Origin of the sequence: Marinobacter nanhaiticus D15-8W, from assembly GCF_036511935.1 — a bacterium.
Taxonomy (GTDB): domain Bacteria; phylum Pseudomonadota; class Gammaproteobacteria; order Pseudomonadales; family Oleiphilaceae; genus Marinobacter_A; species Marinobacter_A nanhaiticus.
The window spans coordinates 4487074-4503482 of sequence record NZ_AP028878.1 but is presented as its reverse complement, the minus strand read 5'-3'; the positions used below and the strand labels follow the sequence as shown (position 1 = coordinate 4503482).

Annotated in this window: 18 protein-coding genes; 12 read left to right on the top strand and 6 right to left on the bottom strand. The window is 54.3% G+C overall.

The window, feature by feature from the left end; genetic code table 11:
- Window positions 1-385 precede the first annotated feature (385 nt).
- Window positions 386-1738, top strand: coding sequence for a DUF4397 domain-containing protein (locus RE428_RS20170; protein ID WP_004580372.1), 1353 nt, complete (start codon window positions 386-388; stop codon window positions 1736-1738).
- Window positions 1739-1822: 84 nt separating this feature from the next.
- Here the strand turns inward: RE428_RS20170 and RE428_RS20165 are convergent, their stop codons facing one another.
- A complete protein-coding gene (locus RE428_RS20165; RefSeq protein ID WP_004580373.1) occupies window positions 1823-2635 on the bottom strand; it encodes an ATP-grasp domain-containing protein in 813 nt (270 codons plus the stop codon).
- Window positions 2636-2897: 262 nt separating this feature from the next.
- On the opposite strand from RE428_RS20165, the gene RE428_RS20160 reads away from it, so the two are divergent.
- Window positions 2898-3269, top strand: coding sequence for a VOC family protein (locus tag RE428_RS20160; protein WP_004580374.1), 372 nt, complete (start codon window positions 2898-2900; stop codon window positions 3267-3269).
- 44 nt (window positions 3270-3313) lie between these two features.
- Here the strand turns inward: RE428_RS20160 and RE428_RS20155 are convergent, their stop codons facing one another.
- Complete coding sequence (locus RE428_RS20155) at window positions 3314-3859, bottom strand: DinB family protein (protein WP_004580375.1); 546 nt, start codon at window positions 3857-3859, stop codon at window positions 3314-3316.
- Window positions 3860-4118: 259 nt separating this feature from the next.
- Here RE428_RS20155 and RE428_RS20150 point away from each other — a divergent pair, with 259 nt between their 5' ends.
- The 4 genes from RE428_RS20150 (at window position 4119) to RE428_RS20135 (ending at window position 7296) form a co-directional block, all read left to right on the top strand.
- Window positions 4119-4619, top strand: a complete 501-nt coding sequence (locus RE428_RS20150; protein WP_051079768.1) for a copper chaperone PCu(A)C — start codon at window positions 4119-4121, stop codon at window positions 4617-4619.
- 352 nt (window positions 4620-4971) lie between these two features.
- Window positions 4972-6141, top strand: coding sequence for a chromate efflux transporter (gene chrA / locus RE428_RS20145; RefSeq protein WP_004580377.1), 1170 nt, complete (start codon window positions 4972-4974; stop codon window positions 6139-6141).
- 161 nt (window positions 6142-6302) lie between these two features.
- Window positions 6303-6560, top strand: coding sequence for a hypothetical protein (locus RE428_RS20140; protein ID WP_004580378.1), 258 nt, complete (start codon window positions 6303-6305; stop codon window positions 6558-6560).
- Between the two features lie 469 nt (window positions 6561-7029).
- A complete protein-coding gene (locus RE428_RS20135) occupies window positions 7030-7296 on the top strand; it encodes a hypothetical protein (protein WP_004580379.1) in 267 nt (88 codons plus the stop codon).
- 293 nt (window positions 7297-7589) lie between these two features.
- Here RE428_RS20135 and RE428_RS20130 read toward each other — a convergent pair whose 3' ends face one another.
- Window positions 7590-9167: a UvrD-helicase domain-containing protein gene (locus RE428_RS20130; protein ID WP_051079769.1), complete on the bottom strand. Its 1578-nt coding sequence runs from the start codon at window positions 9165-9167 to the stop codon at window positions 7590-7592.
- Between the two features lie 65 nt (window positions 9168-9232).
- On the opposite strand from RE428_RS20130, the gene RE428_RS20125 reads away from it, so the two are divergent.
- Window positions 9233-10344, top strand: a protein-coding gene (locus RE428_RS20125) for an IS3 family transposase (protein WP_085988666.1) whose coding sequence is annotated in 2 segments (ribosomal slippage) — window positions 9233-9494 and window positions 9494-10344 — 1113 coding nt in all. Because the reading frame shifts where the segments join, the coding sequence is not laid out codon by codon here.
- 11 nt (window positions 10345-10355) lie between these two features.
- Here the strand turns inward: RE428_RS20125 and RE428_RS20120 are convergent.
- The gene (locus tag RE428_RS20120) at window positions 10356-10775 is read right to left on the bottom strand and encodes a UvrD-helicase domain-containing protein (RefSeq protein ID WP_040882431.1); all 420 of its coding nucleotides are present in this window, start codon (window positions 10773-10775) and stop codon (window positions 10356-10358) included.
- Window positions 10776-10777: 2 nt separating this feature from the next.
- Window positions 10778-12337, bottom strand: coding sequence for an ATP-dependent nuclease (locus RE428_RS20115; RefSeq protein ID WP_081614573.1), 1560 nt, complete (start codon window positions 12335-12337; stop codon window positions 10778-10780).
- A 73-nt stretch (window positions 12338-12410) separates the two neighbouring features.
- Between RE428_RS20115 and tnpA the strand changes: the two genes are divergently transcribed.
- Genes tnpA through RE428_RS20095 form a run of 4 tightly spaced genes read left to right on the top strand, consistent with a single transcriptional unit; the run spans window position 12411 to window position 14961 of the window.
- Window positions 12411-12701 carry an IS66 family insertion sequence element accessory protein TnpA gene (tnpA, locus tag RE428_RS20110; RefSeq protein WP_004578761.1) on the top strand — a complete coding sequence of 97 codons (291 nt, stop codon included), beginning with the start codon at window positions 12411-12413 and terminating at the stop codon, window positions 12699-12701.
- Window positions 12698-13042 (top strand): IS66 family insertion sequence element accessory protein TnpB, encoded by a 345-nt coding sequence (gene tnpB, locus RE428_RS20105; protein ID WP_004578760.1) that lies wholly within the window; start codon window positions 12698-12700, stop codon window positions 13040-13042. Before tnpA ends, tnpB begins: the two co-directional genes overlap by 4 nt.
- Window positions 13043-13070: 28 nt before the next feature.
- Window positions 13071-14702: an IS66 family transposase gene (gene tnpC, locus RE428_RS20100; RefSeq protein WP_004578759.1), complete on the top strand. Its 1632-nt coding sequence runs from the start codon at window positions 13071-13073 to the stop codon at window positions 14700-14702.
- Complete coding sequence (locus RE428_RS20095) at window positions 14692-14961, top strand: hypothetical protein (protein WP_004578758.1); 270 nt, start codon at window positions 14692-14694, stop codon at window positions 14959-14961. The genes tnpC and RE428_RS20095 overlap by 11 nt, the downstream gene beginning before the upstream one ends.
- Before the next feature lie 25 nt (window positions 14962-14986).
- Here the strand turns inward: RE428_RS20095 and RE428_RS20090 are convergent, their stop codons facing one another.
- Window positions 14987-15703, bottom strand: coding sequence for an AAA family ATPase (locus tag RE428_RS20090; RefSeq protein WP_004580385.1), 717 nt, complete (start codon window positions 15701-15703; stop codon window positions 14987-14989).
- Between the two features lie 339 nt (window positions 15704-16042).
- On the opposite strand from RE428_RS20090, the gene RE428_RS20085 reads away from it, so the two are divergent.
- Complete coding sequence (locus RE428_RS20085; RefSeq protein ID WP_004580386.1) at window positions 16043-16393, top strand: hypothetical protein; 351 nt, start codon at window positions 16043-16045, stop codon at window positions 16391-16393.
- Window positions 16394-16409: the final 16 nt, after the last annotated feature.

The following is a 16409-nucleotide window of genomic DNA, read 5'->3' as shown; positions in this document are numbered from 1 at the left end:
AGTATAGCGGAAAGATTAGGCTGCTATACACCGTCGGAGGCTGTCTGGAAACGTGCGATACGTCCTGCTCTTAAGGCAGGATTTGTCCAAACTCACATCTATAGCTTTTCGATTCATTAACGTGGATACGCATAAACCCCTAGTTTGGCTGCTCTTATGAGGGGCGGGGCCGTAATCCAGGCTAATTGATGACCGTTTAAAGATGATGACCTTCGCAACGATCTCGCTTTGCGAGGACTATCTGCTGCACGGGCGGCGACCATATCACACATTCCAGTTATCAAAACGACCGGTTTAATTTCACAATAATTGACAAATTTAAGGGCCACCGACCTTTCTCCGTCGTAGCTACCCGGGCATGTCCATTCGATGGAGGAACAACAAAATGAACCATGCATTGCCGCTCTTTCTCGTCAGTCTGGCCTTCCTGGCGCTGACCGGTTGTGATGATGACGACGACTCCCCTGAAACCAGCGAACTGGTGGTGCTCCATACTTCAGCTGACGCACCGAATGTCAACGTGGTGGCGGGGAGCGATACCTTGTTTAGCGATGTGCCGTTCAAGAGCGGTGGCGAGGTCGAGCTTGAGACCGGAACCTACGCCGTTGCTGTCGACGCGCGACTACCCGGTGACCAAACCCAGACGGTTATTGGTCCTGCGGACATTATGATTGCCGATGACATTCGCTACTACGCGGCGGCTGTCGGCACCGTCGCCGGCGGCGGCCCCGAACTGTTGCTGGTGGAACAGCCAGAAAGCGATCTTGCCAGCGGCCAGGTCCGCGTCCGGGTGGCCCATCTGGCAGCGGACGCACCCGCCGTGGATGTCTATGTGACGGCGCCTGGGGCGGATCTGGTTTCTGCATCACCGATTGGTTCCTTCAGCTTCAGGGAAACACTCGATGCGGTGGATGTTCCCGCCGGCGACTACCAGATTCGTGTGACTGCCGAGGGTGGCAGTACGCCGGTATTCGACAGTGGCACTATTCAGCTTGCCGCCGACAAGTCGCTGTTTATCGGCGCTGTGGACAATACCAATTTTGGCGACTCGCCCATCAGTCTGATTGTCGAAGACGACGGCGTGGTCACTGAGATCGTCGACGCGGATGCCGGTGCTGGCATCCGTGCAGTGCACAACTCTTACGACGCACCGAATGTCGATATCTATGTCGACGGTGTCGCTGCCACCACTGACCTGGCCTTTCCCAATGCCTTCCCGGGTTCCGGGAATGATCCTGCCCTGGACTATGCATCGCTGCCAGCCGGCACTACAACAGTAGGCGTCACCGCCACAGGCAGTCCGACGGTCGTTGCCGATGCGGAACTCGATCTCGTGAACGGAAATGCATACACGGTACTGGCGTCGAATGCCGTGACAGCGCTGGAATTGCTGCCCTTCGAGGATGACAACCGCGACGTTGCCACTGCGGCAAAACTGCGGGTTATCCACGGTGCGTCCCAGGCGCCTGATGTCGACGTCTACGCCGTCGCCCAGGGTAATGCCTGCCCGGGTAATGCCGATCCGGTACTTACGGATGTGCCCTACAAGGCGAGTTCCGGATATCTGGAAGTGGAGGCTGGGGACTATACCCTGTGTGTGACTGTCGCCGGCACCGGTACGGTTGCCATCGGCCCGTTGGATGTCACTTTGGCCGCGGGCAGTGTCTACACCGTGGTCGCACGTGAGGTGGACGACGATGCCTCGCAGTTCACCGTTACCACATTGGATGAATTCTAGAGCGGGACGGAGTCACAGCGTGGCAGGGAGCGGTCCGGGATGCCGGGCCCGCTCCTTTCTTGGAGATCAAACTGTATATGGCAATCAAACCGCGATGGGAAAGATCCCCTGCGGTGGTGGTGGACCCTCTGGATCCTGGGGTGACGCTTCACGCTTGAGGTAATCGAGGATTGCATCCCGCAGGATGCCGCCCTGTAGTCCCTGGTTCCCGAAGAGCCGGTTGAACTCGAACAGGTAAGGGTGGTTGCCAACCATGGCGACGTCGAAACCGGCGTGATCCACACCCAGTTCACGCGCTACGCGCAGTGCCAGTTCGGTGGCCGCTTCAGGAATCTCGCCATACACGACGCGACCGCCGCGGGCCACGTTATTGTAGAAGCCCTGATCGGCCTGGTGACGCCAGTATGCAGTGACCACCCGATCGCCGACGATCACGATACGCAGGTCCCGGTCGATCGGCAGGTATTCCTGAGCATAGAGTACATCGGTGCACTCGCAATAACGCAGCCAGTCCCCCCGGTTCTCGATCAGCCACACGCCCTCGCCCATACTGGCACGTGGTAGCTTGGCGACGAAGGGCAGGGGCATGGCATCCCAGATCTTCTCCCGTTCCTGCGGTCCGTTGGCGTCGATCAGGGTGAAGGGCGTATTGCCGGGCACCAGCATCTGGAAGGCACGGGTCATCTCGACCTTGTTATGGCCGATCTGGTAACTGGCCAAACTCGGGAATACGCGGCACTTCAGGCCATGGACGAGGGCGTTGAGCTGCCAGTATTCCGGGAAAAGTACCCAGTCGGCACTGCGTAGCAGGTCTTTCTCGGCAAACATCTGCTCAGGCTTGAGGACGCGGGTGTCCGGGAAGCTGAGCGTACGAAAGATATCAAAGGAAATGAACATTGCAGGTACTTCTGGACCGCTGAATTGCGCGCATTTTAGCCAGTTTTGCCTGGCCGGCAAGCAAATTATTCGGCGGCTGGCCGGTTTTCGGCTGGGTGACGTATGCTGCTTGTCTGGACAGCATTCGGCCGGCCGCCTGCGTCGTCAGTCCAACTGAATTGGCTCGGGCTATTTGTACCGACACTACGGGCGTGGCAATACCCCTCACTACGCCGTTCACTTAACAACAAGTCGTTCAGTTAACAACAAAAGGAGCATTCCCATGATTGGATACGTCACCCTCGGCGTCAGCAATATGGACCGGGCGAAGTCTTTCTACAGCGACCTGCTGGGAGATATCGGAGCCAAGGTGCTAATGGACATGGGGAGGATCGCGTTCATCGGCAAGCGTATGAGTGAACCTATGTTGGCGGTGTGCACTCCGTACAACGAACAGCCCCATGAGCCCGGTAATGGCACTATGGTGGCGATCCACCCAGGGTCCAAGGAGGGGGTGGATGCCTGCTACAAGAAGGCGATCACTCTGGGCGCAACGTGCGAGGGTGAGCCCGGTCAACGCATTCCCGACCGGTTCTACGGCGCCTACATCCGTGACCTCGATGGCAACAAGGTGGCTTTCTTCCACTTTGGTTGATGGTTTGCCCCGCGTTGATGCCTTTAATCAGGGGCTCCCGGAAGTTACATCGCCTTTAGCTGATCCGGTATGCGGGGCAGCAGGTCAGTGACGCCGATGTCGACGCCCAGCTGGTTGAATAGGGCAGAAGCCTGGCCGCGATGATGGGTCTGGTGGTTGAACAGGTGCATCAGCAGGGGGCCGAAGGGTTTGGTAAACGGCATGCCCTTACTGTTGCGGTAATGTAGCGGAACGTCGTAATCCTGCTCGTCCGTTTCTTCGATGAAGCGGATGAGCAGAGCGTCCATGTTCTTGCGGCTTTCGTGCAATAACGTAAATTCGTCGAACAGCAGACGGCCGAGTGATTCCGGGTGCGGGAAGTCGGACAGGTTCTTCAGGGTGGCAAAGGCCGACGGGTGGGATTCGAAGCGCCGCAGCCAGACAATGTCGGCCACCAGGATGTGGTTCAGCGTACTTTCTATCGAGCCGAAGAATGCTCCCATATCCTGGCGCCGGGTCTCCGGGACCAGCTTGGACGCATGGGTGTAGAGCTCAATATTCATCCAGGCGTTGTAGTCCGCCATCAGGGCGAACTGCTGCTTCAGCGACATGATGCCACCCTCCTTGAATTAAACTTGAACTGGTTTGTGACGCTTCCCCATCTACTATTTCCGGCATGATAAAGCCTAAAATCCCGTTGGCCATACATGTTCAAGGGGGCTCGACCGTCACGCGCGACCGTACTGGAACGAATGAGTACTAGATCGAGTTAGCGCTAAGTCCAGATAGCGCTAATCGAATGCTACTATCTATGCAAATATTGCGAGCTATGCAGATATTGCAAGCTATGCAGATATTGCGAGGGTATTGATGAAAGCAGCAAATTGTCTTGTGCATATCGCAACGCTGGCGTGTGTCGTCTTGGCTACGTCGGCCGCGCTTGCCCAGGAATCTCCTCACCATGGGATCCAGGTCGACCATCCATGGGCCCGACCCACGCCACCGGTAAAACCGATCAACGGCGCCGCTTATTTCACGATCAAAAACCACGGCGACAAGTCGGTTGTGCTCGAAGGGGTCAGTACGCCCGTTACCGGTATGGCCAGTATCCATCGGACCCGCGAAGAGGCCGGCACCATGCGTATGGATGCGGTCGAAGGTGGCTTGGAAATTCCGGCAGGCGGGACCGTCCGGTTCGAACCCAATGGCTACCACGTCATGCTGATGGGGCTTGATGAGCCCCTGAAGGAGGGCGAGTCTTTTTCGCTGACGCTGGAATTCGTCCATCGAGACGATATCGAATTAGATGTCCAGATCGAACATGGCCCCTCCAGTGCGCCCGGGGGCGAAATGTCCGGGCATCATCGTTAGGTGATCTTTTCGTCCATTCCGAAGCCGGCTCCGTATTGTTTGGCGCGTCGCTACACGGGGCCTTTGGCTCCGTTTATTGAGCCATTCGACGCAAAGTCACTCCGACGTTGCCGGTCCGCGAGGCCGGTCTTTTTCGTGTAGTACCGTACGGCACCTGATGCGCTTCCCTGACTGTGTCACGAAACTGTCATTCCGCATTGGCTAGACTGTCCCCGTGACATCTGGAGATACGTGTCAGACTTCTGTTATCACAATGGGAAACTTCCGGCCGGCCTTTGACCGGCCATTTTTTTGCGCGATTCCATTGGGATGCTTTGCCTCAAGCCTTCCAATTGTTTTGGGGATGTGAACATTGCAGCGTTTCGCGGAAGTTTTCCGTGCCTTCCTCCTCCTGGGCCTGACATCATTTGGTGGGCCTATCGCCCATCTGGGCTACTTCCGCGCCGAATTCGTGGAACGTCGCCGCTGGCTGAGCGATGAGGCCTATGGCGACCTTGTGGCGCTATGCCAGTTCCTGCCGGGGCCGGCGAGTAGCCAAGTAGGCTTTGCATTGGGGCTCCTGCGCGGCGGCTATGCAGGCGCTGTTGCCGCTTGGCTGGCATTCACGTTGCCTTCGGCGATCCTGCTGGCTTTATTCGCCGCGATCAGCTTTGAGCTGGACAATCCCTTTGGGCAGGGTGTCCTTTCCGGTCTGAAGATTGTTGCCGTGGCGATTGTTGCCCAGGCCTTATGGGGCATGGCACGCAACCTCTGCCCGGACAGGCCCCGAGCTACGATAGCCACGCTGGCGGTACTGGTCGTCGTCGCTGTGGGCGGCCCTGGTGGGCAGGTCCTTGCAATCGTCGTTGGGGCGCTGGCGGGGTTCTGGTTCTGTCAGGATAGTGCCCCGCCGACCTCGCGGGACCTCGGGATGCGGCTAAGCCGCAACGCGGGTCTCGTTGCGTTGCTGCTGTTCTTTGCGTTGCTTTTAGGCCTGCCAATCATCGCTGCGATCGATGCAGTCCATGCGGTGACGTTGATCGATGTGTTCTACCGGGCGGGTGCCCTGGTTTTCGGTGGCGGCCATGTCGTCCTGCCGCTGTTGGAATCGGAAGTTGTGCGTTCCGGATGGATGAGCGCCGACGATTTCCTCGCGGGGTATGGCGCTGCCCAGGCTATTCCCGGTCCGTTGTTTACCTTCTCAGCATACCTGGGTGCGTTGCTGGGTGGCGTGCCCGGAGCAGCACTCGCATTGGTGGCCATCTTCCTGCCGGGCTTCCTGCTGCTGGTCGGCGTCATGCCTTTCTGGCAACAGTTGCGGCAAAACACCTGGGCACCGGCATTGATGCGCGGTACCAACGCTGCGGTCGTGGGCATTCTCGGTGCAGCGTTTTATGACCCGGTTTGGACATCAGCGATCATTGGTCCCGAGGCTTTCGTCCTCGCCCTGGTTTGTTTTGTCCTCCTCACGGTGTGGAAGGTAGCGCCTTGGCGGGTGGTGGTCGTATCGGCGTTGGGCGGCCTGTTGATGGGGCCGTTGTGAGTGGATCCTTATTTTGCAGTCCCAAAGTTGAAAAAATATGACAGTAGACAGGGAGGTTGCCGGGCTCAAAAAGTTTAATTGTTGAGCTATGGGAAATGGTTTATCGTCGCAAATCGATCAACGTTTGAGCAGAAAAACTCACGCGTTAAAAGGAGGCGATCATGATTGAGCAGCAACTCAAGAGAAGCATCCGCATCCCCGAAGGCCATCACCTGGTCCACGTCGACACCGAGTCCGATCCCGAGCGGGCCACCACCTATGACACCGAAAACTTCCAGCTCGTCGATGGCGAGGGCAATCTCGTTGCTCGTTTTAACGCCTGGGCGATGGAGGATAGCTTCTTCGGTTATTTCGAGTACGACGCTGATGGCGAACTGATCGACCGCAAGACCGTGGGCTTCTTCAGCGAAGCGCAATAGATCTTGCTGGTGCGGTACAGTTTTCCGGACGACGTCAGATTTGGTTCCCTGTACAAGCCAGGTCGGGCGAGCCGTGGCTAAATTTTTGATTTCCAAGGAGCTGGGTTTCCATACTCAGATTGACTGCCCGCATTGTAATCAACTGTAAAGCCCGTGGGCTTCTGTGTAACAGGATGTCGAGCTGCTGAGGGCGTGCCGGTCGGCATATCGATTTCCAGTGTGAACACTCCCTTACACGTCAGCTCCCACATTCGGCAATACGTCAAAATCCCTAGCCGATTATCGCCTGACGAATGAGCTCGTTGCAGGGCAAAAAGGCGGTCGATCTTTTGCGGCTTTATGTTGCGGTAAGTAGCTTTATGGCGAAATGTGAAATTCGGAAAACAATTGAATTTCAAAAGTCTACACACAGTCAGGGGGAGTGATGGCAAACTGCTAGCCTGTCAGGTCATTGATAGGGGAGCGTAGTATGCCTGCAACAGTGGTGAAGGAAATCAGCGGCTACAGGCTGATGAAGATTTCAGACGTCCGCGATAACGGGCAAGTTACACGCCAATATCACATCGTGGTCGAGCCGAACGGCGACCTCTTCCAGGTAGGTTTGACATATGCCCAGGGTCTGGCGCTGCTGGAAGTGATTACGGCTGGAATCGAGGAGGAGCTTCAGGCCCAAGGGGAGCAGGTTACCGAAGCCCCCAGTAGTGAAGACGCTTTCGCCCAGTGTGTGAATTTCTGACCGGGTGAGCTGATCCCGTTTTCTAAAGGCCGCCGATTCAGCGGCTTTTTTTGTGCCCGCGGCCTCCACCAGAGGCGACGAATAGTAGAGGGCTGAACATAAAAAAGCCCCTGAAAATCAGGGGCTTTTTAGGGAGTCTTGGTGGAGACGGCGTCATACTTATAAAGCTTCTAAGGCATTGATAGATAAAATATTAAAATTTCTTGATTTGTCTGTTACCCGCTTTGTTACCCACAAATACACATTGTGCTTTGTTTGCAAACACGTTGATCAATTTAATATGCATTTGCTATCTAATAGGTTCCTACTGGTCTCGGCAGCCAAGGCGTCGGCACCTCTTTAATTTCTTCCTCCGAAAACCAGCCGCTGTCCTTGATGCGTTTAATAGCCGCTTTGGTGTCTGAAGACCAGAGTACAAGAGCCAAGCTTTCTTGAGCTCGACTGCAAGTCACATATAAAAGCCTTAGGGTTCGATCAATCGATGTCTCTTCCTCATTTTCAATGTTTTCCAGGTCCGACTTTGACAGTTTTACGGCACCAAAGAGCCTATCGTAGGCAAATAGATTACCACCAGCCTCTAAATCATCCATGATGATCATTACATTTGGAAACTCGGAGCCTTTGACAACCTGATGTGTTGCTAAATTGGATTTCCCATGCAGATAGTTATGGTATCTGCTTAGTTCGGCCCACCTAACATCGAATAGTGCACGCCATCCCCTTTGTCTTCTTTCTTCTTTGGATTCTTTAGGACTTGCGGTTGTCGGTATGTCTTCGTTATCGCGGAACGCGTGGCGTAGTCGATCATCAACCTCGAAAAGATGGCTGCGTATCACCGGTGCTAATATTTCTTTTACAGTCGAGTCAGGATTGGACGAGACTTCGATAATTTCTTTTGCGGCTTCGTGAAATTCTTTGAGTTTATTCAGGAAATCTCGATCTGCTTTCGCAAGGTTTTCTAGGCGATTGTATCTGTTTAATAACTCGATTATAGCAAAGTCGTCTATCTCACCTTGACTGTTCTTGCATGCCGCGAGGGCGGGCAGTTCTCTTAGAAGTATTTGGACTGCAGCCGGGCCGGTATTCTCTATGTTTCCTTGGGGCCTGGTAGCTTCTTTATCGATGAGGCTCAATGCGTTATAGGCATCTAAAAAATCTCCTCGACGTGCTGCTAACTTGTGCTCAAGAGCTAGGAGCTGATAGCCATGTTGATGGTCTAGCCAACAAGAATCTCCAGAGGCTGACGACATGTCTTTTGCGCAGCTTCGCTCCATCCGTATTTTATCTTCGGCATTGATGTTCGTATCACAAACATAAATCCTGACAGTGCCCTCAGATTTTTCGGAACGCGCTTTTTGCAAAATTCCAGTTTTTGGCTGAGTTCGACCCATGATGTCAGCCTGCCAAATGTTGTTGACCAAACTAACAATTCGTTGTTGACTCCGATGATTCATCTGGAGACTTGGTGTTGCCCATCCCCCGGGCACAAGTGACGGTAGGTCTTTATGTCCGTCCAGGTAAATTCTCTGTCTATGGTCCCCAATAAGTCCCAGCGCTATCGCAGCAGAATCATCTCGGTTCAACTCCATCAACGCGCCAAGCACTCTTTTCATCGTATCTTGGGACTCGTCGATGAGAATGATTGGGTGTTTGTCCGCTAGCACTTGTCGTAACGTTGGCCGTTCGCTAAGCAGCCAAGCTGTTACCGACAGCACCTGGTCATGTTGAAGTGCGCCATCGCCATATGTATTCCGATCTGGGTTGTAAATAAAGCGAGGTATCGACTCGAGAGCCTGTGCTTTTTTTTCTAGTTCGCTGATAGTTTCATTATCTTTAGGAGTAGGCCCCCTTCTTCTTGCCTGTGTAAACACCCCCTAAAATCGGTGCATGCGTAATTAGAGTTCTCCGGCCTACAATGAGGCAAACGGAGAGCAGCATGAAGAAATCACGGTACAGCGAGTCCCAGATCGTCAAGATCCTGAAGGAGGTCGAGGGCGGTCGCCTGGTCAAGGAAGTCTGTCGGGAGTACGGCATCTCCGACGCGACCTACTACAACTGGAAAGCCAAGTACGGTGGCATGGAAGCTTCTGACGTGAAGCGCCTCAAAGAGCTTGAAGAGGAAAACCGCCGGCTCAAGCAGATGTACGCCGAGTTGAGCCTGGATCACAAACTGTTGAAGGATGTGATCGAAAAAAAGCTGTAAAGCCAGCCGTTCGACGAGAACTGGTGGATTACCTCAAGCAGGCTCACGGCATCAGCGTTCGCAGAGCCTGCCGAATCGCTGGCATCAGTGACTCTGTGTATCGGTACCAGCCCGATACCGCCCGTGATGAGCCGGTGATTGCAGCGCTTCAGAGCGCCACTGAACGCTACCCTGCCTACGGCTTCAGCAAGCTGTTCAAGGTGCTGCGTCGATGGGGGCATGCCTGGAATCACAAGCGGGTCTATCGACTGTACCGCGCGCTCAACCTGAACAAGCGACGACGAGGTAAGAAGCGGCTTCCAACCCGAAATCCCGAACCGCTGGCCGTCCCCAGCACAGCGAATCACTGCTGGTCCATGGATTTCATGAGCGACAGTCTGTTCTGTGGTCGCCGGTTCCGAACGTTCAATGTGGTGGATGACTTCAACCGGGAGATCCTTGCCATCGAGATTGACCTGAACCTGCCAGCACCGAGGGTCATCCGGGTCCTGGAGCGCATCATCGCCTGGCGAGGTTACCCGGCCAGACTACGTATGGATAACGGCCCGGAGTTCATCTCCATCGCCTTGGCAGACTGGGCAGAAAAGCACGCTATCGCGTTGGAATTTATCAAGCCCGGTAAGCCGACCCAGAACTCCTACGTGGAGCGCTTCAACCGCACTTACCGGGACGAGATCCTGAATATGTATGTCTTCCGGAATCTCACCGAAGTCCGGCAGCGGACCGAGTCGTGGATGGCCGAATACAACGATGAACGTCCCCACGATTCACTGGAAGACCTGACGCCATGGGAATATCTGGCGAGACACCAACAGACGGAAAACTCTAATCAGCGGTGCAACTAAAAGCGGGATGTTTACACCTGAGCTTTCTGTCTCGCTTTATCCAGAGCAGATTGATTAAGTGCCAGCAATGAGTCTTTTATATCCTCATCGAACCCCGCGATTAAATCCCAACAAAAACCATGGATCGTCGAGACCTTAGTGAGGGTGTTATCGCCTAATCGCCCATTGATTACAGCGGCTGCATTTCGCGTATAGGTTATTACTCGAATCGATTGACCGCGAGCAAAGAGTTGGGCTGCGAATCGAGACCCGGTTTCATGTTTCTCAATGCCCGTCAATCGGCGCAGAACTTCTACTAGTGTGCGCGTTTTGCCTGATCCAGCTCCGGCAAACAAGAAAAAACTTCGAGGAGGGTTTGAGGTAAGGTAATCGCATATTTCGTTAACTACCTTGGAGTCGCGATCATTGTCATCGGCTGGAACCAAATTCATGACTAACCCCCACCTTTTTTAGGATCTAACTCTCGTTGGAGCCAACCAAGAGCGTCAGAAATATAGGAAGGGCATGTTAAGGGCTCTCCAATACTGAGTTTTTCAAAAATAGTTGAGGCGAAGTCGCCTTTCTTGAAAGAGCCATGAAGCATTTCGTGAAGTGCTTCGTTTAGCTCATTCGGACCTTCGCACTCACGCGCTACTTCGCAGGCCTTCCCGAGCGGGCCGGTTTCGTCCATCTGCCGTTTGAACCAGTCTAAGTTTGACAGAATGAACGAATCTTCGAATGAGCTGGGCCACGGTCCGTTACTGAATATTGGCAATTGCCAGGCGAATCGCACTCTGGTTCCATTTTCGCTAACCCATGTTAGATCCTCACCTGAAAGTGCGCCAAAATCATCTAAGCAGATTTTTCTTGGGTGCCACTTCGTGAGTGTGTCGTTTCCGCATTCAAGATTTTTTGGAGAACGAATGACCGTGGCCTTTCGGACGGTTCTGTTTGCCTTTGACTTCGTAACTTCAACTGGGTCGATATCTGTGATTATGACAGTGGGTATGCCAAGCCTTTCCACAAGGGGTTTCAATCTATGGGCGTGGCTTCCCCCGATATCTAGAAATGAAAGGTATCGTCGACTCAGTTCTTCAAATTCTCCATCGATGAAAAAAGGAACTAGCATTCGTTCAGCCGTGCCCTCCACAAAAATTGCAGCGTCTGCGAATAATAAATCTGTATGCTGTACATGGAAGTATCTTTCTGCAAAAGCTAGTGTCTTAAAATCATCACCGAAGACATCTGCTAAGTTGATGACCTCAGAGTAAGGCATGGATTCAGGACTTTCCGAAGAAGCCCTTCTTACATATCGAAGGCGCGTAAAAGAGTCGGAGTGCGCCAGATGACTTGCGTGGGTGCTTAGTATCAACTGATTCGCCAGATGAGCATGATTGGAATCTGACGGTGTTATTAGTTCTAGGGCTTTTTTGGGGAAGATTCGTTGAACTTGTACGTGAAGATGGGCTTCAGGTTCCTCTAGGAGTACAAGGTGCACCGCCGCTGGTGCTCCTTCTGAGGGGTTGAGGCGAGTTTCTCGAAAGGACACTAATTGATAACTAAGTGATTGTAGGTTCTGATAACCCAGACCAATTGTGTGCTCCGGGAAATAAGTGTTGCCCTCTTGACCATCCATTCTGTACTGAACAGCAGTGTTGTGGTTGAGCAAATCTGAAGTGTGAATGCGAGTCCGAAAATCGATTTGCTGAGGGTCGTGCAGTCCTGGATAGCCAAGCTTTTCGACATCCTTTATCGTTGGAGCAAGCGCAGCACGTATTTGTGTGTCCAAGTCATTTTGCGCATTAGTGACTGCTTTAATGAGGTCGGGATGATGGCCAGGGGTAGGGGTGTCGCTGTTTAAATTTTGCCGAGCGAATTTTAGTACTTGGCTGGAAAACAGACCAATTCGGTGTGGATCTGAACCAGGACGGCCATCTGCCTCTTCTTGCCCCAACCCACGTTGTGCCGGAACAAAATCCACCCGCAATAATGGCTTTAGAGCGTAAGCGTTCATTCCGCGACGTTCTGCCACCCCGCTGAGATTCGCTCTACAGTAACCTCACATTTCCCGATACGAGGTTACCCCCATGAGAAAGCACCGTACTCCAGAACAGTGGCAGACCCTGGTTGATCAGCAGCGCGCCAGCGGCTTGTCAGCACCGCAGTTTTGTAAACAGGAGAAGATCGGTTACGCCAGCTTCTGTAACTGGCGCAAGCGCCTGTCCGACCCGTCGACTGATGAGTCGTCAGGTCCCGGTGAAGCCGATTTTCTGGATCTCTCGTCGTTGATGGGCAACTCTCCATCCTCCGGCCCCGGCTGGAACATTGTGCTCAGCCTGGGCAACGGCGTGGAACTGCGGCTGAGCCAGAACGGATGATCGGGCTCGATAGTCAGGCCCGGATCTGGCTGTGCACTGAGCCCACCGATATGCGCAAATCGTTCCGGGGCCTGAGCGCCCTGGTCCGGAATCAGTTGAAGCACGACCCGCTCAGCGGCCAGTATTTCGTCTTCGTCAATCGCCGTAAAACTCAGATGAAGATGCTGTATTTTACGACCACTGGTTACTGCCTGTGGGCCAAACGCCTGGAGCAGGGACAGTTCCGGGTGCCTTTATCTGCCTCCGGTCAGCGAGCCCTGACGCTGACGGATCTGCAACTGCTGATCGATGGCATTGAGGTGCAGAAATACCGCCAGTTCAAGCGTTTTCGAGGGGTATAGAAGGCCGGGTTCCGGTATAATATCGGTCATGAATTCAACGGCTTCTGCTCCTTCTCCCAATGCATCGTCCTCCTCGGCTCTGGCCGAGGAGAATGCACTGCTGCGTGAGCAGGTCCAGACCCTTCAGCGCCAGCTGGACTGGTTCAAGAAGCAGCTGTTCGGCCCCAAATCCGAGAAGCAGGCATTTGACCTGCCGGGCCAGAACAGCCTGTTCCAGGAAGGCGATGCACCGGTTCCGGAGAACCCACCGGAAGAGAAAAAGCGCACGGTTAAAGCCTATCAGCGTGGTACCGGTAAGAAGCAGCGGGACGACGACTGCCTGAACGACACCGGCCTGCGCTTCACCGCCGATGTGCCGGTGGAGGTCATTGAACACCTGCCACCGGAACTGACCGGGCCGGAGGCTGACCAGTACGAAGTGATCGGCAGCAAGACCACCTACCGGCTGGCCCAGCGGGCCTCCAGCTATGTGGTGCTTAAGTGCGAACGCCCGGTGTTCCGGCGCAAGGGCACCGAGAAGCTCATCACGACACCGGCTCCGTTCAACGTGCTGGACAACAGCCTGGCCGATGTCAGCCTGCTGGCCGGGTTGCTGGTGGACAAATTCCAGTTCCATCTGCCGCTGTATCGCCAGCACCAGCGTATCCAACAGGCCGGTATCACCGTCAGTCGCAGCACTCTGACCAATCTGGTCAAGCGTGCCATCGACCTGCTGCGCCCCATTGTGGATGCCCAGACCGACAACGTACTGCGCAGTCGGGTACTGGCCATGGACGAAACGCCCATCAAGGCCGGTCATCAGGGCCGGGCCGGCCCGCAAAAGGGCAAGATGAAATCCGGCTGGTTCTGGCCGCTGTATGGCGATGCCGACGAGGTGGTGTTCACTTACTCTAACAGCCGTGGGCGTGCCCATATCGAAGAAGTACTCAGCGAATCGTTCAGCGGCACCCTGATCAGTGACGGCTACGCGGCCTATGCCCGTTATGCCGCCGCCCAGGAAAACGTCACCCATGCCCAATGCTGGGTGCACAGTCGCCGTTACTTTATCGAGGCGCAGAAGGATCATCCGGAGATAGTCACCGACGCGCTGCAACAGATCGCCACGGTGTACCGGAATGAAGAGGCCATCAAAACCCAGGGGCTGACTGGCGAGAAGAAACGCCAGTACCGGTTGGATCACTCGAAACCGGTGGTCAGCGACTTCTTCCAGTGGTGCCGGGATCAGTTGGCGCAAGGCGGCCTCGTGCCCAGCGATTCGCTGACCAAAGCCCTGAACTACGTGCTCAGCCGTGAAGCGAGCCTGACCGTGTTCCTGGAAGACCCGGATGTGCAGCCAGACACCAACCACCTGGAACGAGCACTACGCCCCATTCCAATGGGCAAGAAAAACTGGATGTTCTGCTGGACCGAACTGGGCGCGGAACACCTGGGCGTCATCCAGAGCCTGATCAGCACCTGCAAGCTGCACGATATTACCCCGTACACGTATCTGGTGGACGTGCTGCAACGTATCAGCCAGCACCCGGCCCGTGAAGTCAGCGACCTGACGCCCCGACTCTGGAAACCCCGGTTCGCCGACAATCCGCTACGGGCGCTGATCGACCCACGCCACCCTGACCGACAGAACAAACAGCCGGAGGCCAACGTCCGTGCGCATTGAGGACATGACCATCGACCAGTTGCTGGAACTGAACCAGACCATCTGCCAGCGAATTGATGAACTGCAAGAACAAGAAACCCTGCATGCCTTGAGTCAATTGCGGGTTGGCCTGAAAGTGACCTTCGAAGGCCGGGAAGGACCGGTGTTGGGGATCGTCACCAAAATCAATCGCAAGAGTGTGATCGTGCTGGGTGAGGATGGCAGGAAACAGTACAAGGTCTCGCCGGAGTTATTAAGGCCTCTCCGTGACGTGAAGTAGGTCAACTACGTCGTGGAATGAACGCTTACTTTAGAGCTGAGCGATCAAGAGCTTGTGCAGTGGTCGGTAGTGCCTGAGGGCTCTCTGGCGGGTCATTTTGCAAAGGGCCCTTTTTAGGGTCGAGTTTGTATACGGAAAAGTGGCTCAGGTCTTTTGGGTATCTAAGCCAATAATCCAGCAGATCTATGGGCCAGGCTTTATTGGGCACATCTTGGTCTTTTACTGGCCGCTTAGCTTCACGGAAGCGCCATGCAATTTTTTGAAGATCATCCACCGTGGATGCGGGCTCCAGCCTGATGCGCACGCCGATGGGGCCCCCCGACCATTTAAGAGAAGGAAGAAAATGGTAAACAATGTGGAAGGCGCCGACCTGTACATCAAACCACAGGTCAAGTGTTGGCATGCAGTCGAGGAGCATTTGGAGCTGCTCATTCCAATCTGTCGAGTCAGAATTGTCTGAAGAAGGCGGTTCCTCAAGCTTCTCCCATTTTTCTCCAAGCTCCCGTAGTTTCGACCACTGATCTACACTAAGATCAAACGCACCAAAGCCGGTATTGTCTCCAAGAAACTTTCGAATAGCCGATAGAATAGAAGTTTTACCGCTATTATTTGCTCCTACAAAAATTGTAGTTCTCTCGTCTATCGTGGCTCGAATTTTTTTGAGACGCCGAAAGTGCTGAATCTCGATACACGCGAGGCGAACACGTGGGGGCGCGGGTTGCTTGTCTTTTTCGGTTGCCATTTTCGAGTTCCTTTCGTTGTTTTATTTTGCTGCCGCTGCATAAGCTTCATATTCGAAAGAGTGCGGGAGTGATCTACATGAGTTCGAGTAGAGTCTTCGGATAAACACAGAAAGCCCTCTTTGCCAGTGTCGTAATGCCATGTGTGGTTAGTTTCACTAGCGCTCAACCAAGCCTACTCATTCTTATAGTTAATGTTTAGGGGGTACACAGAACAAATCAATAGGAACCGCTATTGATTCCGCCATTACGGTATCCTGAAAAAAATTTCAAACCTATATCACCTCTGTGAACCAGGGCACTGATTGTGCCTCCCCTCCCAATTCACAGAGGTAATCCCAATGTCTGAAAAATGCCCCAACTGCCTATCTGTCCGGATCGGCAAGAACAACTACGGCAAGAAAACCGCTGGCGTGGTCGGTGCGTCTGCCGGTACCTATGGCGGTTTTGCCGCTGCAACAGCTGGTGCTAAGGCCGGTGCCGCCCTGGGAATTGTCGGCGGTCCGATAGGCGCGACTGTCGGTGGTATTGGCGGTGCTGTTATCGGTGCGTTGCTTGGCGGCGCAACCGGTGCTTCCGCTGGTGTAATCCTGGGCGACGTCCTCGATGAGCGTGTGCTCGACAACTACCGCTGCCTTGATTGCGGCTATTCCTTCAGTGTCGACTCTGACTCCCCAGACGACATCCGCTAATTCCCTTCGCGCATTT

Bases quoted from the DNA above. Each gene is read 5' to 3' on its own strand.
- RE428_RS20170 (WP_004580372.1), top strand. From the start codon at position 386: ATGAACCATGCATTGCCGCTCTTTCTCGTCAGTCTGGCCTTCCTGGCG.
- RE428_RS20165 (WP_004580373.1), bottom strand. From the start codon at position 2,635: ATGTTCATTTCCTTTGATATCTTTCGTACGCTCAGCTTCCCGGACACC.
- RE428_RS20160 (WP_004580374.1), top strand. From the start codon at position 2,898: ATGATTGGATACGTCACCCTCGGCGTCAGCAATATGGACCGGGCGAAG.
- RE428_RS20155 (WP_004580375.1), bottom strand. From the start codon at position 3,859: ATGTCGCTGAAGCAGCAGTTCGCCCTGATGGCGGACTACAACGCCTGG.
- RE428_RS20150 (WP_051079768.1), top strand. From the start codon at position 4,119: ATGAAAGCAGCAAATTGTCTTGTGCATATCGCAACGCTGGCGTGTGTC.
- RE428_RS20140 (WP_004580378.1), top strand. From the start codon at position 6,303: ATGATTGAGCAGCAACTCAAGAGAAGCATCCGCATCCCCGAAGGCCAT.
- RE428_RS20135 (WP_004580379.1), top strand. From the start codon at position 7,030: ATGCCTGCAACAGTGGTGAAGGAAATCAGCGGCTACAGGCTGATGAAG.
- RE428_RS20120 (WP_040882431.1), bottom strand. From the start codon at position 10,775: ATGAATTTGGTTCCAGCCGATGACAATGATCGCGACTCCAAGGTAGTT.
- RE428_RS20115 (WP_081614573.1), bottom strand. From the start codon at position 12,337: ATGAACGCTTACGCTCTAAAGCCATTATTGCGGGTGGATTTTGTTCCG.
- tnpA (WP_004578761.1), top strand. From the start codon at position 12,411: ATGAGAAAGCACCGTACTCCAGAACAGTGGCAGACCCTGGTTGATCAG.
- tnpB (WP_004578760.1), top strand. From the start codon at position 12,698: ATGATCGGGCTCGATAGTCAGGCCCGGATCTGGCTGTGCACTGAGCCC.
- tnpC (WP_004578759.1), top strand. From the start codon at position 13,071: ATGAATTCAACGGCTTCTGCTCCTTCTCCCAATGCATCGTCCTCCTCG.
- RE428_RS20090 (WP_004580385.1), bottom strand. From the start codon at position 15,703: ATGGCAACCGAAAAAGACAAGCAACCCGCGCCCCCACGTGTTCGCCTC.
- RE428_RS20085 (WP_004580386.1), top strand. From the start codon at position 16,043: ATGTCTGAAAAATGCCCCAACTGCCTATCTGTCCGGATCGGCAAGAAC.